The following is a 23384-nucleotide window of genomic DNA, read 5'->3' on the forward strand; positions in this document are numbered from 1 at the left end:
TCCTCACCAGGAGCAGTAAGGTGGTGAAGAAGGACGGCACCCTCGCTTACCCTGCTTGCAGATTGCCGGCCGACATCTTGCCCGAGCGCTTGTCACGCTCCAGGTCATAGGACACCTTCTGGCCGTCGACGAACTCGGGCAAGCCCGAACGCTGGACTGCCGAGATATGCACGAAGACATCTTGCCCGCCATCGTCGGGCTGAATGAAGCCAAACCCTTTGGTGGCGTTGAACCATTTGACAGTGCCTGTGGCCATGATGGACCCTTTTGGAAGAAGATTGTTGATCGCTGAGGCAGATCACAGCGGAAGAAGTTTAGCAGGTATCATCCCAGCCGGATGATCGGGTTGAGGCATGCGCATTCGCTTGGCGCATACCCCAAAGTCAGAGCGAGCAATCAGATTGCGAAATCCTCGAGCGACTTTCCGGCTTCCAGAGCCTCCACAATCCAGCCGGGCTTTCGGCCCCGGCCGCTCCAGGTCAGCTCGGGGTTTTCAGGATGGCGGTATTTCGGCTCTGCCTTTTGCTTGGCGGGCTGAGCGGCCAGCATGTCTTCAAGCGAGGCAAAGCCCGCAGCCTTTGCGATCTCGGTCGCCTTCTGGATGGCGTCCTTTTTCCGGCGGGTCTCGAAATCGGCAATGGCGGCTGCGGATTTCTTGTTGATCTCTTTCAGCTGCTCAAGCGACAGCTCATTATAGACGATATCCATGATGATCTCCTTAGATGCCTGTCGCAATACAGAAAGCATCCTTGACAGGAAAGCCTCTCATCTGCCGAGTAGGTCTGATCTTCAACGGAAAAACTGGATCACTTAATGTCGAGCACTATCCAAGCCGGCGCATGATCGCTGGCTTTCGACAGAGTCCGCATCTCTCGATCCACACCCGCGTCCTTGAACCATGCTGCCAAATGAGGTGAGAGCAGCAGGTGATCAAGCCGTAATCCGGCATTTCGCTCCCAAGCTTGTGGCAGATAATCCCGGAAGGTATAAACGGGCTTGTCGGGATGGACTGCCGCTATTGCAGGACATCAGCCCTGTTTCAGAAGAGACGCATAGGATTTTCGAACCTGCGGCAAGAACAGAGCATCATCCTGCCAGCGATCCCGGTTATAGACATCGCGCTCGGCGGGAGTGATGTTGTAGTCCCCGGCGAGGATCACCGGGACGTTCAGGGCGAGCAGCTGTTTTGCGTAGACGGTGAACCGCTTTAGCCAAGCCAGCTTGTAATCCCATTTCTGCCCCAGTTCGGGATTGCCATTGGGAGCATAAAGACAGCCCACCAGGATGCCATTCACCGCAGCCTCGATATAGCGGCTTTGGCTGGGATCGGGACCCCCCCGGCAACCCGCGGCGCGTGAACACCGGCTCGCTGCCGCGCGACAGGATGGCCACGCCGTTCCAGCGGCTCTGCCCGTGCCAGACGGAAGCGTAGCCGGCCTCCGCCAGCTGCCGCTCCGGGAACGTCGCCTGCGGATGCCGTTGATGTTGTAGGTGGCGATCCGCATGGCGCTGCCCTGCCTCTCCCATCAGGTGCTCTGGCTTTGAGCCTCGATACAGGCGCCGCATGCAGGGCCCGGACGTCGTTTGCCGGCAGATTGTGCCGCACTTGCACCTGCGGACCCATCGGCCCTTGCAGACGTCTCAATCTTGCCTTTCAACAAGCATATCGTGCGGATCTCCTCCCGGACCTTGGCCTAAATCGCATTACGGTGGCAAAACCGGCCGACACTGGCTACCCCTCTCCCAGATATTCACATTATAAGGAAAGAACGATGAAGCCGATGACCAAGACTGAGTTGCTTGCCACCTTGGCCGAAAAGTCTGGCATTGAGAAAAAGGATGTCTCTTCTGTCCTTGATGCACTTTCCGAGGTTGCGACCTCGATCGTAGCCGAGGGCGGCGCCCTGACCCTTCCTGGCTTGGGCAAGCTCGCCTGCCGCGATCGTCCCGAACGACAGGTCCGAAATCCGTCCACGGGCGAGGCCATGACAAAGCCGGCAGATCGCGTGGTAAAGTTTACGGTGGCCAAGGCTCTGAAGGACAGCGTCAACTCTTAACCGCTGCCGACCGCGGACATGGCTTGCTCCCGCATGCAGTGGGAGTGACGCCATATCGGGTGAAAAGACGAGTTCGCCTGGTCCTGTCCCGCGCGACAGACGTAGTCCAGAACTTTCGACCCGTTTGCCGCCTCGCTAAGCTCTGGTATGGGTTGCATGTCCGAAGGCGGCTTTAAGGTTCTGGTTGGGGCTATCATAGGCTTCGGATGGCGAGGCGGCGAAAGACTGGGCCGACATCGCTGGGTCGTCGAGCGGACACCGGCATGGCTGAACCGCTTTCGCCGCCTCGCCATCCGGCTCATGAGCGGCGCGCCGCCATCCACGAGGCTTTCGTGATCCTCGGCTGCGCTCTCATCTGCCTCAACCAGATCAGCAGGTTTTGTTAAGTGTTCTTAGAGAGCTGCAGTGCGATGATCCGGCTCTCTGGCTGAAGAAAAGCCGCACCAGGGTTCCTGTGCAGGACCACCCTGGTGCGTAATGACCGGGGCCAGAAATTTCTGGGAATAATCAGCCGAGAGGCGAAGAACTCGGACAATGCCTTCCTCCTTTCGCAGGGAATGCCAAGCGCTGTCCGGTTCGCTTCAGTCACACAGGATCTAGAACCTCAAAGCTGCAAATGCGCTGACCGAGTTGTCGTCTAAGTCTTTCACTCCGTACTTGTTCTTGTAGTATGTATACTCCAGACCCAGGATGGTGCCGCCTTCCTTGCCGACATCCCAGCGCAGTTGGGGCGAGAAGACAATTTGGCTTTCGAAACCGTCGCCTTGTTCGCCGATAAAGTCCGCAAATCCCCTTATGGACAGGTTTTCGTTGCCAATCTGGAAAGGGTAATCCCAGACAAAGGTTATCTGGTATGTCGTGTCGAGGTCGCGATCAAACGGATCATCGACACTGTCATAGACATAGGCACCTGCCGTCAGGACGGAAAAGCCATTCACGTTCAGGTCGGCGCGGACCCCAGGAGAGATGACCAGAAAATCCTCGCCATGGTTGATACCAAGATCGGGTCCGACATCCTTGACGAACGCGCCCTCCGGGAATGTCAGCCCCATGGTCCTGCCGCTCAGGTGCAGCCAAGCCTCGGCGTAGTGATTGTTGTCCGACCCGGTTCCCTGATGATCCATGTTGAGATCGACGAAATAGAAAAGATCGCCCCAGTCGAACAGTGTGTAATGTTCAAAGGTCAGGGTAGTGCGGGTGGTCGAGTCAAGACCATTAGCACCCAGATGAAATCCGTCGCCATAGTGCAGCTGTACTTCGCCACCGGAAAAAAGCACCTCGGCCTGGGCTCCATGCCCGGCGCTGCCCAAGCCCAGTGCCAATATCGACGCCGGGATGATGCGGTGTTTGGTCATAAGTCTTCCTCCTGTTGGAGCAGGTTTTTCTGCTTCTTGATGCTCTGGACGGTTACCGGCATGCACCCGGGAAGCGCATGATCGATGGGAGGATCAGCCCATTCCGGGGCTAATCCTGAGTCAATGGCAGCGACCGCCTAGTTCTGCAGCCGCGAGTCGATGCCTTCGACAAGGAAGTCCATGCTCTTGATCTCGGACGAGTTCAGCGTCTTTCCGGAAGCGATCGCCTCTGACCCGTTATTGTTCATGACCGGGCCGGTGAAAGGATCGAAACTGCCGTCGCGCATCGCATCCTGCTTTGCCAGGATCGCCGCCCGCTGTTCTTCCGTCAGATCCTTTGACAATCCGGCCACTTCCATCGCTCCTTCGGCGACACCGGCGAAGATGTCCTTGCCTTCGAAGGTTCCATCAATCACGGACTGGACGACATCGGCATAGACAACCCCGAAATTGGCCTGCCCCGCGCACAGGTGCTTGGTCGGCGCATGGGCGGAGTTGTCGCTGAGCGTAGTGACAGCGTAGACACCCTTTTCCTCGGCGGTGGCGACAGCTGAGGGGGTGCCCGGGAACAACGAATAGATCACGTCGGCGCCCTGCGAAATCAGGCTTTCCGCCGAAGACCGGTCGCGCGGGGGATCATACCAGGCATTCAGCCATACCACCTTTACCGGCTTGAGGTCCGGGTTGACGCTCTGCGCACCCAAGACATAGGCGTTGAGGATGCCTAGGACTTCCGGCAAAGGAAAAGCGGCCACGACACCAAGCTGCTGGTTCTTCGTCGCATAGCCAGCCGCCATGCCGCACAGATAGGAGGCTTGGTAATGTCGCGTCGTGAATGTTGCGAAGTTCGGAAGGTTCTGGTACCCGCCGATATGCAAGACCTTCAGCTCGGGCGATCTCTTGGCCAAGGCTAGGCCATCGCTCATGTGTCCGAACGAACCCAAGATCAGGACGTCGGTCCCGTTCGCCACAAGCCGGTTCATGACGCGGGTGGCGTTAGGTCCTTCACCGACAGAATCTATAACCGTCACGTTTATCTTTTCCCCGAACCGCTCTTCGAGAACCTCTTTGCCGCGTACGACTTCGTGGTCCCAGCCGACATCGCCGATTGCGTTGGGCGCTACGATTGCCACGTCGAGTGGTTCCTGCGCGAACAGCGCCCCGGACCATGACATGGAAAGGACTGCACCAAGCAAGGGTGCGCGAATGATCTGAAACATGGTTGCTCCTGTTGGTCGTTTGTTCTTATTTTGATGGACGGAAATTCTGGCCCAGCGAGACCGGTGCGTTTAGCCGGATCAGAAGTGCGTTCCTGGAAACCGCGGCAAGGACAACGATGGTCATTACGTAGGGTAGGGATGTCATGATCTGCGGCGGAACACTGAAGCCGGTGGCTTGGACGGCCAGATCCCCCAGAAGGAGCGCCCCGAAGAGATAGGCTCCGAATGCGATTCTGAGCGGCCGCCAGGTTCCGAATACCACTAGTGCAACTGCGATCCACCCCCGGCCGGCGATTAGACCGTCCGACCAGCCGGGCGTCAGGATCGTCGAGGCATAGGCGCCCCCAAGGCCCGACATTGTGGCGCCGAAGATTATCGCAAACAGGCGGATCCGGATAACGGCAAAGCCTAGGTTATGCGCTATGGCCGGGTCTTCGCCCACGACCTTCGTGATGCGGCCGTGACGCGTCCTGGCAAGGAACCACCAAGTCAGGAACGCGACCGCAAAGGCGAGATAGGTGATGGCGTTCTGCTGGAACAGGATCAGCCCGACAAGGGGCAGCTCCGACAGAACGGGTGGCGAGAGGTTTGCCGGGGCCATCATCGTCAGGTTCTCAAAATTGCGCCCGACTAGGCTGGAAAGGCCAAGGCCTAGGATCCCGACCGCAAGCCCGGAGACGATTTGGTTCGCCGAAAAGGCCAGCACGAGCACAGAGAAAACCAGGGACAGCGCCACAGATGCGCCGACCGCAAGGCCGAAACCCAGCACAATGTTTCCTGTCTGATATGTGACGGCAAAGGCCACAGCTGCCGCGAATGCCATCATGCCTTCCACAGAAAGGTTCATGACACCCGTTTTCTCTACCACGGCCTCGCCGATCGCCGCGAGTAGAAGGGGTGTGGCGGTTGCAAAGGCGCCCGCCAGGACGAAGATGATCGTGTCCATCATGCCCTTGCCTCCGGTTGGATTCGTACGATGCGGTATTGGACCAAGGCGAACGAGGCGAGGTAGAACACAAGAACCATTCCCTGGAAAATTACCGGCGCCGCCGGGGGAAGGCCTACATCGATGATCGCACCGTCCGCGCCGACATAGACGATTGCCATGAATGTTCCGGCCAGCAGTATCCCGACCGGATGCAGGCCGCCGAGATAAGCTACGATGATCGCGGCAAAACCGTAGCCGGGGGACAATGACGGCTGAAGCCTGCCAATCGGCCCCGATATTTCGCCCACTCCAGCCAGGCCCGCAGCGGCACCACCGATCAGCAGCGTGATCCAGACCGCCTTCTTGGCGCTAAAGCCCGCGTAGCTGGCGGCACTCGGGGCAAGCCCTCCCACAAGCAGCGTGTATCCCGAGAAAGTGCGCGTGACATAGATCAGCGCTACAATCGACAGCAGGACGACCACAAAAATGGACGCGTTTGCCCGAAGCACCCCGTCACCCGATAGAAGCGGATACATCGCCACCGGCGGAAAACTTACCGACTGGGGATAGGAGAACCCCATCGGATCCTTGAGCGGCCCGTTGATGAGAAAATACAGAATCTGCACCGCGATCTGATTTAGCATCAGCGTCACAATGATTTCGCTGGCGTTGAAGCGCGTCTTAAGCGCTGCAGCGATCCCAGCCCACGCCGCCCCCGAGATCATGCCGGCTAGCATCATCGTCGGAAGCATCAGGATGTTCTGGCTTTCCGGAAAGGTGATGGGGATCACGCTTGCCGCCACGGCGCCGATGATCAGTTGGCCTTCAGCGCCGATATTCCAGACCTTCGCCCGGAAGCCGATGGCCAGACCCTGGGCGATCAGGATCAGAGGCGCAGCCTTTATCACCACCTCGGAAATGTTGTACGCCGATGCCAGCGGATCAATCAGCAACCTGTAGAGGACTTCGAGAGGGGGGGCGCCAAGAAAGCCGAACAAGACCATGCTACCCAGCAATGCCAGAACGAAGGTCACCAGTGGCACGAGCATGATGCTCTTGAGCGAAACCTCGCTTCGCTGGACAAGTGCATACCCGCCTATCATCACGCCGCCCTCATCGTCTGGTCGAATTCGCCCATCATCATCCGCCCGACGTCTTCGGCGGTCACAGACCTGGCCTGGACCGAGGGAGACAGGCGTCCATGGTACATGACGTGGATCCGGTCGGAGATCTCGAATATCTCCTCCAGTTCCTCGGAAATCATGAGGATCGCCGTGCCGGTGTCCCGCAGGTCCACCAACTTCTGCCTGACCATCGCCGCCGCTCCGACATCGATGCCCCAGGTCGGCTGGGAAACGATCAGGATACGAGGCTCCAGCAGGATCTCGCGGCCCAGCACGAACTTCTGGAGGTTGCCGCCCGAGAGGCTGGACGCGATCGATTGCCGACCCCGCGAACGGACATCCATGCCGGAAATGCAACTGTCAGCGAAATCGGCCTGCTGCCGTCGTCTGATCAATCCCTTTCGGACCAGGCCCGCCCGGTGGGCGGTAAGAAGCACGTTGTCCGCCAGGCTCATAGCAGGGACCGTGGCGCGCCCCAGCCGTTCTTCCGGGACAAACGTCACTCCCAGTTCCCTGCGCATTCCCGGCTGGGTATCCCCCACAGAACGATCAAAAACCCGGATCCTGCTCGCCATGTCGCTCTGCAGCCTGATTTCACCTGACAAAAGCCGCGCCAGCGTGGACTGGCCATTGCCCGACACACCGGCAATGCCGACGATCTCGCCCGGGCGGACCACCATCGAGACGCTGTCGAGGCTCTCTCCCAGCGGATCGGGGTTGTCATAGCTGAGGTCGCTAACGGTCAGGGCCGGCTCGCAGCTTGGTTTCGCCTCGGCATGGCGGGCTGTCGGGATGGCCTGTCCAATCATCAAGCGGGCCAGTTCCGCCGATGTGGCCTGTCGTGGGTTCGCTGTTCCCGTCACGCGTCCCTGGCGCAACACGACGGCGCAATGGCACAGGTCCCTGATTTCCTCCAGCTTGTGCGAGATATAGAGCATCGCGACGCCACGCTCGGACAGTTTCCTCAATGTCCCGAAAAGCTGCTGGACGCTGTGGGGCGGCAGCACGGATGTTGGTTCGTCCAGGATGAGCAGCTTCGGATCTTGCATAAGGCAGCGGATGATCTCGACCCGCTGTCGCTCGCCGACTGAAAGGCCATGCACCGGCGCGTCGGGATTAACGTGAAGGCCGTATTCATTCGCCTTCTGGCTGATTATCTCGGACAGGTCCGGCAATGATCCGGGAACGGTCAACGAGATGTTTTCAACGACGCTGATCGTTTCAAACAGCGAGAAATGCTGGAACACCATTCCGATGCCCAGGTCTCGGGCAACGCTCGGGCTGGTGACGGCGACCTTTTCACCATTCCAGACAATCTCGCCCTCATCAGGTTGCTGAATACCGTAAATGGTCTTCATGAGGGTGGACTTGCCTGCGCCGTTCTCACCGAGGATGGCGCATATCTGGCCTTGTTCCAGCGAAAGATACACGCTGTCGTTTGCCACATATGTGCCGTATCTTTTGGTAATGTTCCGCAGTTGAAGCAATGGGGGGGATTCACCTACCTTGGTCTTCAAATGCTGCTCCCTGTTATTGATGACCACGCATTCTTGCGGAACCCGGCAGCAACTCGCGCCAGATCTGCGACAAAAGTTGCGTTTTTTGCCTTTTTTGTAGGCAGCGCTCAAGCTGATCGTACACTGATCAATCTGCCGAACGCTGACTCTAGCTTGCGTAGCAAGTCGAGATTACGACGAGTAGACAAACAACAGAGACGTTCCGTTCCAAAAATAGAACGGCACCCAGGGATTGAATATGCCCAAGGTAGAATTGAAGGACATCAGCAACTTTGTGCTGATTGCCCGGGCGGGCAGTCTGACGCGCGCGACGATGGTGTCCGGCATTCCAAAGGCGACGTTGAGCCATAGCATTCGCCGTCTGGAGGATCTGCTTGAAGTCGAACTGTTCCTCAGATCCCAAAAGGGGTTGCACCTGACCGATGCAGGTCGTGCCCTGCTGGACAACAGCGCGCGCGTGTTCGACAGCATTGAGGTTGCGACAAGCGCCGCTCAGCGCGCGCACAGTTCGCTGAACGGCAAGGTTCGCATCCTAGGCAGCGCCGAGTTCGGAACCAGCATCATCGGCGCCGCCACCTTGTTGCTGGCGCGAGAGCATCCCGGCTTATCGTTCGAGACACGCACCTACCCCAGCGATACGCCCTTGCCGGAGCAATCCGACTTCGACTGCATGATCTTCGTCGGCACAGCGCCGTCGTCCGATTATGTATGCCGGAAGCTCGGGAATGTCAGCTATCGCGCCTATGCAAGTCCGATCCTGCTTGAGAAGTGGGGTACTCCCGAAAGGATCGACGACCTATCGCCCATGCCAGGCATTGAATACATGCGAAAGGGTATTGCCGAGCCTTGGCTGCTTCAGGACGATGAAAGCAAGCAGGTTGCACGCTACAGCATGCGGTTCAGCGTGCACGATTACTGGATGGCGAAGTTCTATGCAGTTTCGGGCGAGGCTGTCTCCTACCTGCCCGACTTTTTCGTTCACTACGAAGTGGCGCAGGGCAGCCTTGTCCCCTTACTGAAGCCCGCCGAGAATGTGGACCAGATTGCCGTCTGGGCGATCTATGGCGCCGCCCGGCACAAAAACCCGCGCGTCAAGCTGGTGGTCGAGACCTTGTGCAAGCAGTTTTCTAGTGTCATTCGTCATCCTGGGTATGCCTTGGTTCGAGGAAACGACTGAGACGTTCTGCCAGCATGCAAGGCGCGCGCAGGAATGCGCCAGACATGAGCCGTTCCCAATCAAGACCCTGCGTTCGCGCTCAAACCAGAAAAGGTCGTCGCAGAAAACGTCTGTAATTACATTGTAAATAAGGGCGAAGGGCACACAGATGTGGGCACATTTTAAGCGAGCATGCCGTGTCAAACTGGGCACGATGGAGTGATTTGGATGCGAGTCTTCGCTGGACCATAAGGTTGGTCACTCTTAGCGCCTTGGATTGTTCAGAATCTGAAACACAAGGTACAAACTACTGCACTTTTTGAAACGCAGTGCTTTCCGTAGGCTATTATGAAGCAACTATTACAACGGTAGCTAACCGGGGGGAATAATGAACGCTTTGACTCCACTCACCGCAGATCAAAGCTATCTGCGCCATTTCTGGCATCCTGTCGCAACCGTGAACGAACTCCAGGCTGCCGATCCAGCAGGCAATGGTCCGATCGGCAGGATGCTTCTGGACGAACCGCTGGTCATTGCGAAGCTGGACGGAAAATACGTCGCCATGCGGGACCGTTGCGCGCATCGTTACGCGAAACTGTCCGTCGGAAAGGTGCTTGATAACAACCGCATCCAGTGCCCGTATCATGGCTGGGAATACGGCGCTAGCGGCCGCTGCGAACTAATGCCGGCCTGTCCCAACGACGCCATTCCGAAAAAGGCGTTCACGCCCGCCTATGCCTGCGAAGAGCGGTATGGAATCATCTGGGTCCGCCTGGACAGCTCGTGGGATTGCACGAACATTCCTTATTGCGAGGCTTGGGAAAACCCCGAGTACAAGCGCCAGATCATTGCGGAGCCCTACAACTGGGACAGCTCGGCCGAACGCCGCTGGGAAAACTTCACCGACTTCTCACACTTCGCCTATGTGCATCCGGGTACCCTTTATGACCCGGCATATTCGGAACCGGCAATCGTGCCTGTGGACCGCGTGGGCGGCGAACTCCGCTTTTTTATGGAGCCGGGCCGCGACATGCTGGACACGCTGCCGGACGACAGCCCGCTGGGAAGCTGGAACTACCGGAACTCCATGCCGTTCAGCGTCAACCTGTCGATCAGACTGTACAAGAACGACAAGCCGTTCCTTCTCTGGACAACATCCAGCCCGATTTCGCAGAATTCGTGCCGCAACTTCATGATCATCGCGCATACCGACGACACTATGCCCGACAGTCAGCCGCTCGACTTCCAGAAGCTTGTTCTGGCCGAAGACCAGCCTGTCATCGAAACGCAACCCGGCCCAATCTACCTGGACGAGGTTTCGCTACCGACGGACAAGATCTCGAACCAGTACCGGAAATGGCTGCGCGAACTCTCCACCGCCGCTACCAAGGGTGAAGAAGCGTTCAAGGCGGCCCTGTTCACCGACGTCACCGAAAGCAAGTGACCGGCATGAACGCACGTGAAGACGCAGCGGTCTGGAACCGTTGGTACCCGCTTGGGTCGCCAACGGATATCCGGCGGCGGAAGGCGACTAGGACCAGGCTTCTGGGCCACGACATCGATTTGGAAATCCACAAGACCTGGATTTCCGCGTCGAGCGACTCCCGGCCTTTGCCGGTGACCGAGCGGCTGGGATATGTCTGGACAAGCCTTGGCACGCCCGACGGACCCCCACAGCAGTTGCTGGAATACTACGAGGTCGATCGCCTGGTGATGAACATCTGGTCCACGCCGATCAAGTGTTCGGGCCTGCGGATCGTGGACAACGTGATTGACAACGCGCACTTCCCGTTTCTGCATCCCAACATCCTGGGTGACGAGGATCACCTAGACCTGGTTCCGGGAGAGGCCAGCGTGGATGACGCGGGAGCGCTATGGCTAAAGTCGCAGAAAGCCTGGCTGCCGCTGACGAACTCGGTCGCGGAATACACCTACCGGATTTCGGATCCGTATTCGGTGGTTCTCTTCATCCATCGCCCGTCGACACCGGATCGGTACGACTACCTCGGCATCTTCGCGCAGCCCGTGGACGAGGAAAACTTCATCGCACACAAGCTGCTTGCCTGGATAAAAGAAGACTGGATGGACGAGCGCCAGCTGAAGGCCGACCAGCAGAGCATCTCGGCCCAGGACAAGTATGTCCTCGAGCGGCATGTCCATAAGAAGTTGCCGCTGAACGGCGCGGAAACCTCCATCGAGGTGGACAGCTCTTCGCTTAACTATCGCGAATGGCTGCGGGCCAATCAAGTGAGCTATGGGGCGATGACATGACCTCATATGTCGTTGCACTTGAAAAGGACGTCCGCGATTTTTCGATTGTCAGGTCGATGATGGGCGACAAGCCCTTGGTCATCTGGCGCGGCGCCAGCGGCGCGATCAACGTCTGGCTGGATCGCTGCCCCCACCGTTCCGTAAGGCTTAGCGCCGGACGGAACATGGGCGGATACCTCGAAGGCGTGTACCACGGCTGGAAGTTTGATGAATCGGGCAAGGTAACGCAGGTTCCTGCGCTGCAGGGACGCCCGTCGGAAGACATCACTGCGACCGTCTATTCCACGGCTGTGGCGGACGGTTTTGTCTGGGCAAGCGAAGAAGAATGCGCGCCCTCAGGCAGCGCGGGCGAACCATGCTATCCGGTCCACATCGCGGCGCCGGTCGATCAAGTTAGGCTGCATGTCGATGCCAGCGCTAATCATCTCACCCCTTGGGGTATAGATAGGACAATGGTTTACCCGACCGGCGATCCAGTGCAACGGCGCGCGGAACTGTCGGCCATCCGGCGCAGACTGGAGGAGTCATGATACAGCTGCATGACTATCCGCTTTCGGGGAACTGCTTCAAGGTCCGCTTCCTGCTGGAGCAGCTTGACTTGGAATACCAGTCGATCCTTGTCGACTTTTATCCGGGCTACGAGCACAAGTCGCCACGGTTCCTTGACATAAATCCGCTGGGACAGCTTCCGGCAATCGTGGAGGGGGGCGAAGCGGTTCGCGATGCGCAAGCCATCCTGGTCTATCTTGCCACCGCATACGACAAGTCCGGCAAGTGGTTTCCGCGCGACCGCCAGGGTGAGGTCTACCAATGGCTTGCCTTTGCGGACCAACTGACAGGTTCCATCTCGGCCGCGCGGCTGCATGATGCAATGTTCTATCGGCTGGACGTGGGCAAGGCTCGGTCCGACGGCATCAGGCTGCTGCGGATCATCGACGAGCATCTCTGGTTCGCCGAGAAGGATGGTCACGAATGGCTGCTGCCGCTGCCGCATCCCACCATCGGGGATGTCGCATGCTTTCCTTACATTGCACTTGCCGAAGAAGGTGGCATCGACCTGGCTCCGTTTTCCTCCGTGTCGCGGTGGATGGAGCGCTTCATGAGACTCAAGGGGTTCAAGCCAATGCCCGGCATGATGCCTCTTCCAATGCCGAAGGAGACGCCATGAACACTCAACGGGTAAAGATCAGGCGGATCGTGGAGCAGACGCCTGAAATCCGATCGTTCGAACTGGTTCCCTGCGACGGATCTTCCGTCAAGTTCACGCCGGGCGATCATATCGACGTCTGCGTCGGCGACGGCATCGTCCGCCAGTACTCGCTCTGGAACGCCCCCAAGGACCGCGACGCCTATCACATCGGCGTCAAGCGCGAAGCGAATGGCCGGGGCGGATCAGCTGCGATGCACGCGCTGCACGAGGGCGACGAGATCGAGGTGGGCCTGCCGCGGAACAATTTCGAGCTTCGGTCGGACGAGGGTCCGGTGATCCTGATTGCCGGGGGCATTGGCATTACCCCGGTGCTGGCGATGGCGCGCCACCTTCAGTCCGTGAACCGCAAATGCGTCCTTCACCTGTTCGCCCGAAGCGCCGAGCATGCGCCGTTCAAAAGCGAACTCGCTGCCCTTGACGAGGCCCCGGTCTATCTTGGCCTTGTTCCACCGACGCTCAACGCCGTTCTGACCGGCATCCTGTCCAACCCGCCCGCCGATGCGCGCCTGTATTTCTGCGGGCCCGGACCCTTCATGGACCTGGTCGAGCAATTGGCGAAGGACTGCGGCTGGAAAAGCGACCGCGTCCATCTGGAGCGGTTCAGCATCGATCCGGATGCGTTGGAACTCGACGGCGACAGCTTTGAGGTGGTGCTGCAAAAATCTGGCGTTACACTAAAGGTCGAAGAAGACCAGACCATCATCGCCGCCATGGAGGCTGCCGGACTGGAGCCGATGACATCCTGCGAGCAGGGGGTTTGCGGCACCTGCCTGACTACAGTTCTGGAAGGCGAGCCGGACCATCGCGATTTCTACCTCAATCCGGCCGAAAAGGAATCTGGGACGCTGATCCTGCCTTGCGTGTCGCGTTGCAAGGGCAAGAGACTGGTGCTGGATCTGTGACATGGTAACGCGGCGCGTATCTCTTGAGGGAACTCTCAAGACCGAGTCCTGCCTTGCCATGGTCAGCCACTTCGCCCGGCGCCTTTCGTTGTCGAGCACGATCGCCAGTGCGACTCCTAGTTGCATCACGCTGATCCTGACCGGGGACGAACGGCTTATCGACATGTTCGAGATTGCCTGCTGGCTCGGGCCGGACGACGTGAACATCGACGCGATCACGCTTGAAACCGTCTGACGCGGTCCAGAAGCGACGCCCGGCGCCGCGAAGGACGCTGAAATGAACGCGCTGGACCATGGCCCGATTGGCCAGTGCCCTGGGCTGAAATGCAGAAATGGGGAGTGGAATGAAACCTTCAGAACTGGAAGCCGGGTGGTTCCCTGCCGGACTTCAGAACTATGTCCTTCCGAAGACGGCAGGACGCGTGGTGATCGCCGACAACGACATCGCTCTGTGGCGCGGCGAGGACGGCCAGATCCGCGCATGGGAAAACAGGTGCCCTCACCGGGGCATGCGCCTGTCCTACGGCATCGTCCGGGGGAATACGCTGACATGCCTGTATCATGGCTGGTCCTATGATGGGGCGGGCGCCTGCGCGGGCATCCCGGCGCATCCCGAACTGACCCCGCCCAAGACGATCCGCGCTAAGGCCTATCGAGCGGCAGATGCTGGCGGGTTCATCTGGGTCGCCAATCCCGGCGAGACGACGGCGCCGCCATCTATCGACGGTGATTGGGTTCCCAACCGTTCGGTCCATATCGACGCCACCCCGGTCAGCCTGAATGAACTTGCCGAAGGCATGGGCGCCGGTCTGGTGTCGAAGATCACCGACCACGCTGGAATCGTCCGCGTTCACGGAGTGGAGGAAGAAATCCTCCTAGCGTTCCTGGACATGAAGAAACACGGGGCGATGATCCACACCTCGGTTCCAGCCAGTGCATCGGAGGATGTCGCGATCGCCGTCAGCAAGCTGACCAGCCGTCTGCGGCAGGTATTCAAGGCGTCAAGCGCCGCTTGATAGGCATCGCAGCCTAGCAAGTTGATCGTCTCACTTCGACAAGCGAGGAGAAACACACTATGACACTCGATACTTTCACCCGTTCGCAATGGTACGCCATTGGCCGTCTTCCCGATTTCGACGGCGCAGAAGCAAAGCCCGTCCGGCTTCTGTCGCAGGATCTGACTGTGAGCGACAAGGCTGGTGTTCTTTCGGTAAACGACGCGGATGGGCGCAGCCTTTTGACTCAGATCCGCTATGGCCATCTCTGGACCACGCTGAGCGATACGCCGCGCCCGCTTTACGACATGCCCGAGTTCGACGAGCCGGACCGGCGTCTTGTGACCGCCGGCGGCGTGGGCGTTCGCTGCTCGGGGCTGCGCTGCGTGGAAAACTTCCTCGACATGGCGCATTTTCCCTTCGTCCACACCGATATCCTCGGCGTGGAAGAGCATCCGAGCGTCGAAAGTTACGACGTCAGCATGGATGCGGAAAAAGACGAAATCTGGGCGACCAAATGCAAGTTCTTCCAGCCCATGGCTTCGGCGGCTGCATCGGGCGGCCAGATAACCGAATACAAGTATCGCGTCCCGCATCCCTATTCGACGATTTTGTACAAGACCTGCCCGATCCGGGATAATGTCTGGGATCTGGTTGGGTTGTTCATCCAGCCCGTGGAAGAGGACGAATGCATCGTCCATTCGTTCATTCTAGTCTTTGACGATGAAAACACCGACACCGGCCTTCTCCACTTCCAGCAGAACATCTTCCTGCAGGACCGGATGATCCTCGAGAACCAAGTTCCTCGGAAGCTGCCGCTCGATCCCCGTTGGGAATTGCCAACCCGCGCGGACGCGTCCTCGATCGCCTACCGTCGCTGGCTGAAGGCCAATGAACTTCAGTGGGGTGTCGCGCTCTTCAACGAGGCGGCATGAAATGAAGCTGTACGATTATGTCCTGTCCGGCAACTGCTACAAGATACGGCTGTTGCTAGATTTCCTGGAACTGTCCCATGAAAAACGAGCCGTGGACTTCTTTCCGGGGCGTGAACACAAGTCTGATGAATTTCTCCAGATAAATCCACTGGGCCAGATCCCGGTACTGGAGGATGACGGAGCCTACATCCGGGACGCACAAGCCATTCTCGTGTATCTTGCCTCGCGCTACGATCCGACAGCAACGTGGTGGCCGGTCAACGATCCGTCCGAACTGGGCCGGGTTGCGCAATGGCTGGCTTTCGCGGACAGCATCACGTCCACGGCCTCGGCGGCACGGCTGCACGACGTTCTGGGCTATGACCTCGACGTGGCGCAGGCAAGGGCCGGTGCTCACAGGCTGTTCCGGATCCTGGATGACCATCTGGCCAACCAGGAGCTGCAAGGTTTCAACTGGATTGCCGGATCGAACCCCACGGTGGCGGATATCGCGTGCTTCCCCTATGTGGCGCTGGCTGGGGACGGCGGCATCGAGTTGTTCTATTACCCGGCAATCCAGCGTTGGATACGCAGGTTCGTCAATCTTCCGCGCTTCAAGCTCATGCCGGGGATCAACATCTTCGATTGATCTGTCGGACTGCCATGACCGGGGACGTCACCTGTCATCAGGATGTCGTACCCGGTCTTTTGATGATCTTGCCGAGTCAGCAGTAGCCAGGCAAAACCGTGTCTTGCGGCAGTGCAAGACTCTTGGCCGTTCCGTGCTGGCCACGGGAACGGCCAGCGGTTGATTTCTCGCTGCAAACCACAATCTGCCACGCTAGAGCCGGTGGATCGTTGCAGCTGGATTACAACCCGCGCGTCACATCCATCCCGGTTATCGTCGCCCCGCCTCCGGTTAGGCAGAGGATTAAACATGCTCTTGCACGGCATTGGATGGCTTGTACAGCCTGCTAGGCCTCGCTGCTGCGCAGGATCGTTTCGATGCGCTGCGCGTCCGACTTCGACAAGCGCCCGCTTGCGGTGCCGCTTCTGACCTTTCGGTAAATGGCGCTTGCATGCCCATCCGTGCGGCTGTCTTCCCTGGTGTGGCACAGGGTACGGGTCTCCGATGCACCAGAGGTCGGAAAGCACGACCGAAAGAAGATTGTCCTTGTCTCCGAATGAAGCTCGGCGCTATCGCCGCAGATTGCCCTTATGCCTTCCGAGAAGGCCCAGTCGAACAGGTTTTCCTGTGTTTCCCGGAGTGAGGCGCTGCTTGAGGCAACGAAAAAGGGATGTGCCGTATTATCCCCAAGGCAGACGTCGCAACTTATGCCAGTTATTTCGGCAGGCAGGCGCGCTGCAAAAATTTTCAGGCCACTCAGCTCAAGCTCATCCGACAGGCTTCGAAACGAACGGGAACCAATCCCCAGTCGATGCCGGATCATGTCCGCTATACCAGTGGCAGTTCGATGCTTCGGATCGCAAAAATCCATTCTGCTGGGTGGGGTGATGGTTCCCGTGGCCAGAAACTCGGCAGAGATGTAGTTCTCGACGGAAATATATGTCGCCACTAGCGCCCGTGCCCTTATCGGCAGAGAGTTGACGGCATCGCCGAAGTATCTCTGCACCTTAATGTCTCTGACAAGCGGCGGCAGGAAGAAGCAGAGCGAGATGCCCGCCAGCGAACCAATGGCTGTCAGGTCACGAAGTGTCGGCGATGCCTCGTCTGCCTCCCACCTAGTAAGAGTGGCGGCGTTGCCACCCATGCCAAGCGCCGAGGCAAATTCGGCAATCTCCATGTCGAGGCTTTGGCGCGCAATCTGAATTCTTTGACCAAGCATCGCGGCCCCTTAGGGTTCAGTAAAGGACGACCGAGCGGATCGACTCGCCCTTGTGCATCAGGTCGAAGCCCTTGTTGATGTCGTCCAGCGGCATGGTGTGAGTGATCATCGGGTCGATCTCGATCTTGCCGTCCATGTACCAGTCGACGATCTTCGGCACATCCGTGCGTCCGCGCGCGCCGCCAAAGGCGGTGCCTTTCCAGACCCGGCCGGTGACCAGTTGGAACGGGCGGGTGCTGATTTCCGCGCCTGCGGCCGCCACGCCGATGATGACCGACTGTCCCCAGCCGCGATGGGTGCACTCCAGCGCGTCGCGCATCACCTTGGTGCTGCCGGTCGCGTCGAAGGAGTAATCCGCGCCGCCGATCTGGTCGAAGGGCGTCTTGGTCATCTCGACGATGTGCTGGACGATGCTACCGTCGATTTCCTTGGGGTTGACGAAATGGGTCATGCCGAAGCGTTCGGCCATTTCCTTCTTGTCGTTGTTCAGGTCGACGCCGATGATCATGTCCGCGCCCGCCAGACGCAGGCCCTGGATCACGTTCAGCCCAATCCCGCCCAGGCCAAAGACCACCGCCTTGGCGCCGATTTCCACCTTGGCGGTGTTGATCACCGCGCCGATGCCGGTGGTGACGCCGCAGCCGATATAGCAGATCTTGTCGAAGGGCGCGTCCTCGCGGACCTTGGCCACCGCGATTTCGGGCAGCACCGTGAAGTTCGAGAAGGTCGAGCAGCCCATGTAGTGGTGGATCGGCGTGCCATCCAGCATCGAGAACCGGCTGGTCCCATCCGGCATCAGGCCCTGGCCCTGGGTCGCGCGGATCCGGGTGCACAGGTTCGTCTTGCCCGACAGGCAGGACGGGCATTCGCGGCATTCCGGCGTGTAAAGCGGGATGACGTGATCGCCCGGCTTGACCGATTTCACGCCGGGGCCGACCTCGACCACCACGCCTGCGCCTTCATGGCCCAGGATCGCCGGGAACAAGCCTTCCGGATCGTCGCCCGAACGGGTGAATTCGTCGGTGTGGCAGATGCCGGTGGCCTTGATCTCGATCATCACCTCGCCCTCTTTCGGGCCGTCGAGGTTGACCTCCATCACTTCCAGCGGTCGGCCAGCCTCCAGGGCTACGGCGGCACGAGTCTTCATGGTCGGTTCCTTGTTCCATGCTCGTCCGGCAATGCGGGACAGGCGATCTTCGCGTGTTGAGAAAACTGGCGAAGCCTCGACAAAGGGAGGATCAAGGCTTCGCCTCGTCCGGCGGCGGAGATTAAACGCACCAGACGTGTCTTGCTGAAGATTAGAATATGGGCATAACCCATCCAAAGAAGTCATTTTATCTGGACTTGGCGTTCACAATTTTGAACAGCGCAATACGGTACGTATCACCTTTTCAGCGTTGCCAAAGAACAGCGCGCACCCTTTAGATATGTTATCAGTTGATCCAAGGGGATCTGTGGGGATCTGTCGCAAACTTTGCCAGGTCAGTGACAAGAGGCTACGATCGGCTTGAGGACTGACGTTTTCAGAGGATGAGCGATGACCGTGTCATTCAAGGGTGCTCATTTCCCCAAGGACATCATCCTGCACGCCGTCTTCTTCTATCTGCGCTACGGGGTGTCGTACCGCAACCTTAAGGAGATCATGGCGGAGCGCGGTGTCACAGTGGATCATGCCACGCTGAACAGGTGGGTGGAGCGATAGGATCTGTCGCAAACTTTGGCAGGTCAGCGGCAAGAGACTATGATCGGCCTGAGGACTGAGATCGGAGGATGAGCTATCGCCGTATCGTTCAAAGGCTCTCATTTCCCCAAAGACATCATCCTGCACGCCGTCTTCTTCTATCTGCGCTACAGCGTGTCGTACCGCGATCTTGAGGAGATCATGGCTGAGCGAGGCGTCAGGGTCGATCATGCCACGCTGAACAGATGGGTGGAGCGCTATGCCGGGCAGGTCGCTGAGGATGCTCGCCGCCGCAAGCAGGCGACTGACAGATCCTGGCGGATGGACGAGACGTACATCAAGGTGAAAGGACAATGGGTTTATCTTTACCGCGCCGTGGACAAGTTCGGAAAAACCCTGGAGTTCATGCTGTCGAAGCGCCGCAACAAGCCGGCAGCGATCAAGTTCTTTGCCCGGGCAATGGAGGTCAACGGCCTCCCGCGTAAGATCGTCATGGATAAGAGTGCCGCCAATACCCACGCCATCAAGGACATCAATCGGATGCTGAAGCGCTTCGGCTGCCCGCTCCCGATTGAGATGGTGCGGATCAAATACCTCAATAATCTGGTTGAGCAGGACCACCGTTTCATCAAGCGTCGGGTGAGACCCATGCTGGGCTTCAAGAGCTTCACCTCAGCCGCTTCGACTATAGGAGGCATCGAGATCGTGAACATGATCCGCAAGAGCCAGTTCAGGCCCGAACTGCGTCCCTTTCAGCAGTTCTGTCAGCTGGCCGCCTGAATTCCACAAACGTCGCCGACCGTACATATCCTGTCCCACGGTTTGCGACAGAGCTCGATCACATCATCAACGCCCGGAATCTGCCCCAGTTACCCAAGAGCCGCCCAAAGAAAAAGACGATAACCTCGCGCCTGTACTCTGCCAACTCCGCAATTATCGGCACAGTTGCGGATCAGGGAGCCATTCTAAGGATTGTTGATATATAGCCGGTAATCATCGCTTATCGACAGTACTTGCTGGGGGGTCGTCAGCAGCCCGCTCTGCGTCCCGAAAGGCTGCTCTCAAACGTCTTTGGATTACAGGAGTGCTGTTCTGGCAGGAGGCACAGGCCTCGTATCTGGCCCCCCCTGCCCTTCTCAAAAACAGCACGAATTAGCGACGTTTTGCTTTGCACGTGTCAACAAACGACCATTTTCTTACGCATCTTGATTGTGTATGCAGGGCAACCAACAGCCCAACCTTGGAGCCATCCATGCCTCTGATCGGCTATGCCCGCGTCTCGACCGGTGAACAGACGCTTGACCCGCAGCGGATGGAGCTGCGTGCGGCGGGCTGTGCCGTGATCCATGAGGAGCACGCCTCGGGTGCCGACCGCACCCGCCCTGCCCTGGCGCGGCTGCTGGCAACGATCCGGCCCGGAGAGACGCTGGTGGTGGTCCGCTTGGACCGGCTGGCGCGCTCGCTGAGCCATCTGTTGCAGGTGATCGAGACGCTGGAGGCCAAGGGCGCGCATTTCCGGTCGCTGGGCGATCCGATCGACACCACCACGGCACAGGGCAAGTTCAGCCTGCAGGTGATGGGGGCGGTTGCGGAACTGGAACGCGCGCTGATCAGGGAACGCACCAAGGCCGGGCTGCGGGCCGCGCGTGCGCAGGGGCGGGTCGGCGGCAATCCGGCACTGAAGGCGGGCGACCGTGAGGCGATCCGCAAGCTGCGTGCCGCCCGGGACGAGACCTACTTCCAGAAGCTCGAGGCCACAGCCGACACCTGGCTGCCCTTGGTGCGCCGGCACCGACCCGGAATGGCCTGGGACGACCTGACCAGGCTCCTGGGCAACCGCACCGGCCAGCCCTGGACGGTCGAGCGGTTGAAGCGCGCGGCCCGCCGCTATGTCCGCGACGGGCTTTTGCCTGCGGCCGTGCTGGACCGCGCCCCGCGCCGCACAGCGGACGACCGGCTGCTGGCCATCATCGCCGGGATGCGCCATGCCGATCCCGACCTGACGCTGGCGGGCATTGCCAAGCGGCTGGAGGACATGCGCGAACGCACCCCCCGCGGCAGTTCGAAATGGTATCCGTCGTCCGTACGGTCGCTGCTGCTACGGGCCGAGAAGATGGGCCTGATCACGGCCTAGTCCCCTGCCGGGTCAGGCCGACCGATAAGGGGCGACTGGCTTTTGGCCCGTCGGGCATTCGTGCTGGGTGCCAAAATCGAAGGAAAGAGGTAGAGTAAAGTGTGGCCGGGTCCTCAAGCATGAACAGGACAACTTCTGTTTACTTAGCTGGGAGCATTCATCCCGATCCCCTACCCCACCCCTTATATTCCTGAAGCTCTACCAAAAACGCCTAAATACCTTCATGGTACCAGTTAGCTTTCTGATATCTTGGTCTCAAGAAGGTCCACAGCAACTTCAAATGCCTCCCCTACCCCACATCCCATCGCATCTACTGCCGCATAGAATCGATCGAGAGTCTCTTGCTTCGCTTTGATGTTGATCTGGACGTTCCGGCCTGTCCTGCGCCGCCTCTGCACCTTTTGTGGTGCCGTTACATTCTCATGAATCGCCGAGGGTTCCCGCCGTGTGAACCCAACTGCTGCCGCCGCATTAGGCTCTGCTACAGTTTTGGTAGGCTTAGCTGGCGTGAACGACGCCAGGTCATCAAGAGCATCACCAAACCCGATCTTTGCGCGCGTGTTCGTCATGCTACAGCCTCCTTGATCTTCGCGACCAACTCGCCCGCAAACTGACGGGCGTTCTCAATCGCCTTCTCGATGTTGCTCGTCTGGGATGAGTCCAGAGCCAGTAATGTGCCCCCAAAATCGAAAAGGTCGCGATAAGCTGCGCGTTCCACTATTGCGGTCTGGAAAACAGGAATGCCTGCATCCTCTAGTTCAGTACTGACGTTCTTTAGACTGCGAGATCTGATAGCCGCACTGGTTCGCGTCAGCACAACGGCATGAGGAATTGTGCGACGAGCCAGCTTTGCTTGGGAGGCGATCAGCTTCAGCACTTTCGCCCCGCCCTTCGCGTCCATACTCGAACCCTGTAGCGGGATCGTCACAAAGTCCGACATGCCGATCGCATTCGCCACCATCAGGGATGCTGTGCCTTCCAAGTCCACGATAACGAATTGAGCCTGAGCTGCTTCACGCTCGATCACGTCCACAATAGTATCTTCGGTTACGTCGCTGATGATTTGTATTGTCTCTGGCTTGCCCGGGAGAGCCCCCCACTGAGAAATCCATCGCTCAGGATCGGCATCTATAATTGCGACTGTCGCCCCAGCTTCGGCCAATTGTGTTGCAGCCAGAAGAGCGGTCGTCGTCTTTCCTGCTCCACCCTTAGGATTTGCAAAGCTGATCACTGGCATCTTCTGCTCCCTCTTTTTCGAGGTACCAAAGCAGCAACCAGCCGAACTGGCAAGTAGATACTTGCTAGCTATCCGCTAATACTGTTGGATAGTAGCTACCAGCTATTTATATTGAGGGTGCCTGAATAGTGTCTGCAAAACACCTGCAGAAGCAAAGCATATAACAGGTCCATGCAGTATAGATATAGCTACCTGTCTGATACTTCGAAGGTACTTGGGTGCCCTTCTTTGCTGACAGGTACAGGTCGCGGAGTCGTATAAAGACGATTGGCAGTCTACTCGTATTCCACTGTGAGCTATGGCTCCTCAGTGCTGATCCTGTGACAGCGCTCAATCCGGTTGATGGTAGCTATCGAGTACTGAGCGAGTTGCAGAAATCGGCCCGTAGAAAGCACCACCCGTCATAGACACTTTGATGTACTGATATCCGATAGCTACTCGCAACCCTGCGGATATCGGCTAGCTATCTGGTATCAAGATGTACCTAACTTTCGTAAGTAGGTATCCACTCGCATAGGCGTTTTAGTATATCGGTTAGCTATCAGGTGTCGACAATGCACTAGTTCCGTCTCTCCCCAATACCCCACTACGCTGACAGATTCACACGGCAGTAATGCCCTACACTCATAGATCTTCTTACCAAGCAAATGGATCGTGACACTTGAATGGTACTATCTTGGTATGCGGTAGCTATCTTATGATGCCGCTTGGAAGGGAAGCTAGGCCAGCTATGATCCGCCCGCATTCTCCAAATCTCCTTCACGACATCGACGATACATGCGCAGCTCGCCCTGCTGAAACTGTTGCGGAGTGTAGAGCGAAAAGCATATCAAAGC

25 protein-coding genes and 2 pseudogenes are annotated in these 23384 nt (G+C 58.4%); 15 read left to right on the forward strand and 12 right to left on the reverse strand.

The window, feature by feature from the left end; genetic code table 11:
* Positions 1-46 precede the first annotated feature (46 nt).
* The 3 genes from JX613_RS07620 to JX613_RS07630 form a co-directional block, all read right to left on the reverse strand.
* On the reverse strand, positions 47-256 hold the full coding sequence (locus JX613_RS07620; protein ID WP_207100866.1) for a cold-shock protein: 210 nt from the start codon (positions 254-256) through the stop codon (positions 47-49).
* A gap of 140 nt (positions 257-396) precedes the next feature.
* Positions 397-708: an H-NS histone family protein gene (locus JX613_RS07625; protein ID WP_237168427.1), complete on the reverse strand. Its 312-nt coding sequence runs from the start codon at positions 706-708 to the stop codon at positions 397-399.
* Positions 709-1028: 320 nt separating this feature from the next.
* Positions 1029-1505, reverse strand: a complete 477-nt coding sequence (locus JX613_RS07630; protein WP_237168428.1) for an exonuclease/endonuclease/phosphatase family protein — start codon at positions 1503-1505, stop codon at positions 1029-1031.
* 267 nt (positions 1506-1772) lie between these two features.
* Between JX613_RS07630 and JX613_RS07635 the strand changes: the two genes are divergently transcribed.
* Together JX613_RS07635 and JX613_RS07640 are read left to right on the forward strand one after the other, a co-directional pair.
* A complete protein-coding gene (locus tag JX613_RS07635; RefSeq protein ID WP_237168429.1) occupies positions 1773-2057 on the forward strand; it encodes an HU family DNA-binding protein in 285 nt (94 codons plus the stop codon).
* A gap of 219 nt (positions 2058-2276) precedes the next feature.
* Positions 2277-2443: pseudogene (locus JX613_RS07640) on the forward strand (transposase); the annotation flags it as partial.
* A 210-nt stretch (positions 2444-2653) separates the two neighbouring features.
* Here the strand turns inward: JX613_RS07640 and JX613_RS07645 are convergent.
* From JX613_RS07645 to JX613_RS07665, 5 genes are all read right to left on the reverse strand, one after another.
* A complete protein-coding gene (locus JX613_RS07645) occupies positions 2654-3412 on the reverse strand; it encodes a DUF5020 family protein (RefSeq protein ID WP_207100867.1) in 759 nt (252 codons plus the stop codon).
* A gap of 137 nt (positions 3413-3549) precedes the next feature.
* Complete coding sequence (locus JX613_RS07650; RefSeq protein WP_207100868.1) at positions 3550-4632, reverse strand: BMP family ABC transporter substrate-binding protein; 1083 nt, start codon at positions 4630-4632, stop codon at positions 3550-3552.
* Positions 4633-4657: 25 nt separating this feature from the next.
* Positions 4658-5581, reverse strand: coding sequence for an ABC transporter permease (locus JX613_RS07655; RefSeq protein ID WP_237168430.1), 924 nt, complete (start codon positions 5579-5581; stop codon positions 4658-4660).
* A complete protein-coding gene (locus tag JX613_RS07660) occupies positions 5578-6609 on the reverse strand; it encodes an ABC transporter permease (protein ID WP_237168431.1) in 1032 nt (343 codons plus the stop codon). Before JX613_RS07660 ends, JX613_RS07655 begins: the two co-directional genes overlap by 4 nt.
* A gap of 53 nt (positions 6610-6662) precedes the next feature.
* Positions 6663-8201, reverse strand: coding sequence for an ABC transporter ATP-binding protein (locus JX613_RS07665; protein WP_207100870.1), 1539 nt, complete (start codon positions 8199-8201; stop codon positions 6663-6665).
* Positions 8202-8439: 238 nt separating this feature from the next.
* Between JX613_RS07665 and JX613_RS07670 the strand changes: the two genes are divergently transcribed.
* The 10 genes from JX613_RS07670 to JX613_RS07715 all read left to right on the forward strand — a co-directional run bounded on the left by JX613_RS07670 (position 8440) and on the right by JX613_RS07715 (position 16298).
* A complete protein-coding gene (locus JX613_RS07670; RefSeq protein WP_207100871.1) occupies positions 8440-9378 on the forward strand; it encodes a LysR family transcriptional regulator in 939 nt (312 codons plus the stop codon).
* Between the two features lie 367 nt (positions 9379-9745).
* Positions 9746-10801, forward strand: a complete 1056-nt coding sequence (locus tag JX613_RS07675) for an aromatic ring-hydroxylating oxygenase subunit alpha (RefSeq protein WP_207100872.1) — start codon at positions 9746-9748, stop codon at positions 10799-10801.
* A gap of 5 nt (positions 10802-10806) precedes the next feature.
* The gene (locus JX613_RS07680; protein WP_207100873.1) at positions 10807-11628 is read left to right on the forward strand and encodes a hypothetical protein; all 822 of its coding nucleotides are present in this window, start codon (positions 10807-10809) and stop codon (positions 11626-11628) included.
* Complete coding sequence (locus JX613_RS07685; RefSeq protein WP_207100874.1) at positions 11625-12158, forward strand: Rieske 2Fe-2S domain-containing protein; 534 nt, start codon at positions 11625-11627, stop codon at positions 12156-12158. Before JX613_RS07680 ends, JX613_RS07685 begins: the two co-directional genes overlap by 4 nt.
* The gene (locus JX613_RS07690) at positions 12155-12796 is read left to right on the forward strand and encodes a glutathione S-transferase family protein (protein WP_237168432.1); all 642 of its coding nucleotides are present in this window, start codon (positions 12155-12157) and stop codon (positions 12794-12796) included. Before JX613_RS07685 ends, JX613_RS07690 begins: the two co-directional genes overlap by 4 nt.
* Positions 12793-13740: a PDR/VanB family oxidoreductase gene (locus JX613_RS07695; protein ID WP_207100875.1), complete on the forward strand. Its 948-nt coding sequence runs from the start codon at positions 12793-12795 to the stop codon at positions 13738-13740. The genes JX613_RS07690 and JX613_RS07695 overlap by 4 nt, the downstream gene beginning before the upstream one ends.
* 88 nt (positions 13741-13828) lie before the next feature.
* Positions 13829-13975, forward strand: coding sequence for a hypothetical protein (locus tag JX613_RS07700; protein WP_207100876.1), 147 nt, complete (start codon positions 13829-13831; stop codon positions 13973-13975).
* Positions 13976-14084: 109 nt separating this feature from the next.
* Positions 14085-14756 (forward strand): Rieske 2Fe-2S domain-containing protein, encoded by a 672-nt coding sequence (locus JX613_RS07705; protein WP_207100877.1) that lies wholly within the window; start codon positions 14085-14087, stop codon positions 14754-14756.
* A 59-nt stretch (positions 14757-14815) separates the two neighbouring features.
* Complete coding sequence (locus JX613_RS07710; RefSeq protein WP_207100878.1) at positions 14816-15670, forward strand: aromatic ring-hydroxylating oxygenase subunit alpha; 855 nt, start codon at positions 14816-14818, stop codon at positions 15668-15670.
* Between the two features lies 1 nt (position 15671).
* A complete protein-coding gene (locus JX613_RS07715) occupies positions 15672-16298 on the forward strand; it encodes a glutathione S-transferase family protein (protein ID WP_207100879.1) in 627 nt (208 codons plus the stop codon).
* Positions 16299-16623: 325 nt separating this feature from the next.
* Here JX613_RS07715 and JX613_RS07720 read toward each other — a convergent pair whose 3' ends face one another.
* The gene (locus JX613_RS07720) at positions 16624-17454 is read right to left on the reverse strand and encodes a hypothetical protein (protein ID WP_207100880.1); all 831 of its coding nucleotides are present in this window, start codon (positions 17452-17454) and stop codon (positions 16624-16626) included.
* Positions 17455-17512: 58 nt separating this feature from the next.
* A complete protein-coding gene (locus tag JX613_RS07725) occupies positions 17513-18643 on the reverse strand; it encodes an S-(hydroxymethyl)glutathione dehydrogenase/class III alcohol dehydrogenase (protein ID WP_207100881.1) in 1131 nt (376 codons plus the stop codon).
* A gap of 390 nt (positions 18644-19033) precedes the next feature.
* Between JX613_RS07725 and JX613_RS07730 the strand changes: the two are divergent.
* The 3 genes and pseudogenes from JX613_RS07730 to JX613_RS07740 form a co-directional block, all read left to right on the forward strand.
* Positions 19034-19195, forward strand: a pseudogene (locus JX613_RS07730) (IS6-like element ISPmar1 family transposase); the annotation flags it as partial.
* Between the two features lie 78 nt (positions 19196-19273).
* Positions 19274-19957, forward strand: coding sequence for an IS6 family transposase (locus JX613_RS07735; RefSeq protein ID WP_207100973.1), 684 nt, complete (start codon positions 19274-19276; stop codon positions 19955-19957).
* A 472-nt stretch (positions 19958-20429) separates the two neighbouring features.
* Positions 20430-21311 carry a recombinase family protein gene (locus JX613_RS07740; protein WP_207100882.1) on the forward strand — a complete coding sequence of 294 codons (882 nt, stop codon included), beginning with the start codon at positions 20430-20432 and terminating at the stop codon, positions 21309-21311.
* A 233-nt stretch (positions 21312-21544) separates the two neighbouring features.
* On the opposite strand, the gene JX613_RS07745 is transcribed toward JX613_RS07740, so the two are convergent.
* The gene (locus tag JX613_RS07745; RefSeq protein ID WP_207100883.1) at positions 21545-21880 is read right to left on the reverse strand and encodes a hypothetical protein; all 336 of its coding nucleotides are present in this window, start codon (positions 21878-21880) and stop codon (positions 21545-21547) included.
* Positions 21877-22548: a ParA family protein gene (locus JX613_RS07750; protein WP_207100884.1), complete on the reverse strand. Its 672-nt coding sequence runs from the start codon at positions 22546-22548 to the stop codon at positions 21877-21879. The genes JX613_RS07745 and JX613_RS07750 overlap by 4 nt, the downstream gene beginning before the upstream one ends.
* Positions 22549-23384: the final 836 nt, after the last annotated feature.

Origin of the sequence: Paracoccus shandongensis (assembly GCF_017315735.1) — a bacterium.
GTDB classification, from domain to species: domain Bacteria; phylum Pseudomonadota; class Alphaproteobacteria; order Rhodobacterales; family Rhodobacteraceae; genus Paracoccus; species Paracoccus shandongensis.

What these genes read in the sequence shown, in the direction of transcription:
- JX613_RS07720 (WP_207100880.1), bottom strand. Translation starts at nt 17,454, where the DNA reads ATGGAGATTGCCGAATTTGCCTCGGCGCTTGGCATGGGTGGCAACGCC.
- JX613_RS07745 (WP_207100883.1), bottom strand. Translation starts at nt 21,880, where the DNA reads ATGACGAACACGCGCGCAAAGATCGGGTTTGGTGATGCTCTTGATGAC.
- JX613_RS07705 (WP_207100877.1), top strand. Translation starts at nt 14,085, where the DNA reads ATGAAACCTTCAGAACTGGAAGCCGGGTGGTTCCCTGCCGGACTTCAG.
- JX613_RS07650 (WP_207100868.1), bottom strand. Translation starts at nt 4,632, where the DNA reads ATGTTTCAGATCATTCGCGCACCCTTGCTTGGTGCAGTCCTTTCCATG.
- JX613_RS07625 (WP_237168427.1), bottom strand. Translation starts at nt 708, where the DNA reads ATGGATATCGTCTATAATGAGCTGTCGCTTGAGCAGCTGAAAGAGATC.
- JX613_RS07645 (WP_207100867.1), bottom strand. Translation starts at nt 3,412, where the DNA reads ATGACCAAACACCGCATCATCCCGGCGTCGATATTGGCACTGGGCTTG.
- JX613_RS07725 (WP_207100881.1), bottom strand. Translation starts at nt 18,643, where the DNA reads ATGAAGACTCGTGCCGCCGTAGCCCTGGAGGCTGGCCGACCGCTGGAA.
- JX613_RS07680 (WP_207100873.1), top strand. Translation starts at nt 10,807, where the DNA reads ATGAACGCACGTGAAGACGCAGCGGTCTGGAACCGTTGGTACCCGCTT.
- JX613_RS07675 (WP_207100872.1), top strand. Translation starts at nt 9,746, where the DNA reads ATGAACGCTTTGACTCCACTCACCGCAGATCAAAGCTATCTGCGCCAT.
- JX613_RS07630 (WP_237168428.1), bottom strand. Translation starts at nt 1,505, where the DNA reads ATGCGGATCGCCACCTACAACATCAACGGCATCCGCAGGCGACGTTCC.
- JX613_RS07715 (WP_207100879.1), top strand. Translation starts at nt 15,672, where the DNA reads ATGAAGCTGTACGATTATGTCCTGTCCGGCAACTGCTACAAGATACGG.
- JX613_RS07655 (WP_237168430.1), bottom strand. Translation starts at nt 5,581, where the DNA reads ATGATGGACACGATCATCTTCGTCCTGGCGGGCGCCTTTGCAACCGCC.
- JX613_RS07740 (WP_207100882.1), top strand. Translation starts at nt 20,430, where the DNA reads ATGCCTCTGATCGGCTATGCCCGCGTCTCGACCGGTGAACAGACGCTT.
- JX613_RS07695 (WP_207100875.1), top strand. Translation starts at nt 12,793, where the DNA reads ATGAACACTCAACGGGTAAAGATCAGGCGGATCGTGGAGCAGACGCCT.
- JX613_RS07710 (WP_207100878.1), top strand. Translation starts at nt 14,816, where the DNA reads ATGACACTCGATACTTTCACCCGTTCGCAATGGTACGCCATTGGCCGT.
- JX613_RS07750 (WP_207100884.1), bottom strand. Translation starts at nt 22,548, where the DNA reads ATGCCAGTGATCAGCTTTGCAAATCCTAAGGGTGGAGCAGGAAAGACG.
- JX613_RS07690 (WP_237168432.1), top strand. Translation starts at nt 12,155, where the DNA reads ATGATACAGCTGCATGACTATCCGCTTTCGGGGAACTGCTTCAAGGTC.
- JX613_RS07670 (WP_207100871.1), top strand. Translation starts at nt 8,440, where the DNA reads ATGCCCAAGGTAGAATTGAAGGACATCAGCAACTTTGTGCTGATTGCC.
- JX613_RS07620 (WP_207100866.1), bottom strand. Translation starts at nt 256, where the DNA reads ATGGCCACAGGCACTGTCAAATGGTTCAACGCCACCAAAGGGTTTGGC.
- JX613_RS07685 (WP_207100874.1), top strand. Translation starts at nt 11,625, where the DNA reads ATGACCTCATATGTCGTTGCACTTGAAAAGGACGTCCGCGATTTTTCG.
- JX613_RS07635 (WP_237168429.1), top strand. Translation starts at nt 1,773, where the DNA reads ATGAAGCCGATGACCAAGACTGAGTTGCTTGCCACCTTGGCCGAAAAG.
- JX613_RS07660 (WP_237168431.1), bottom strand. Translation starts at nt 6,609, where the DNA reads ATGCTCGTGCCACTGGTGACCTTCGTTCTGGCATTGCTGGGTAGCATG.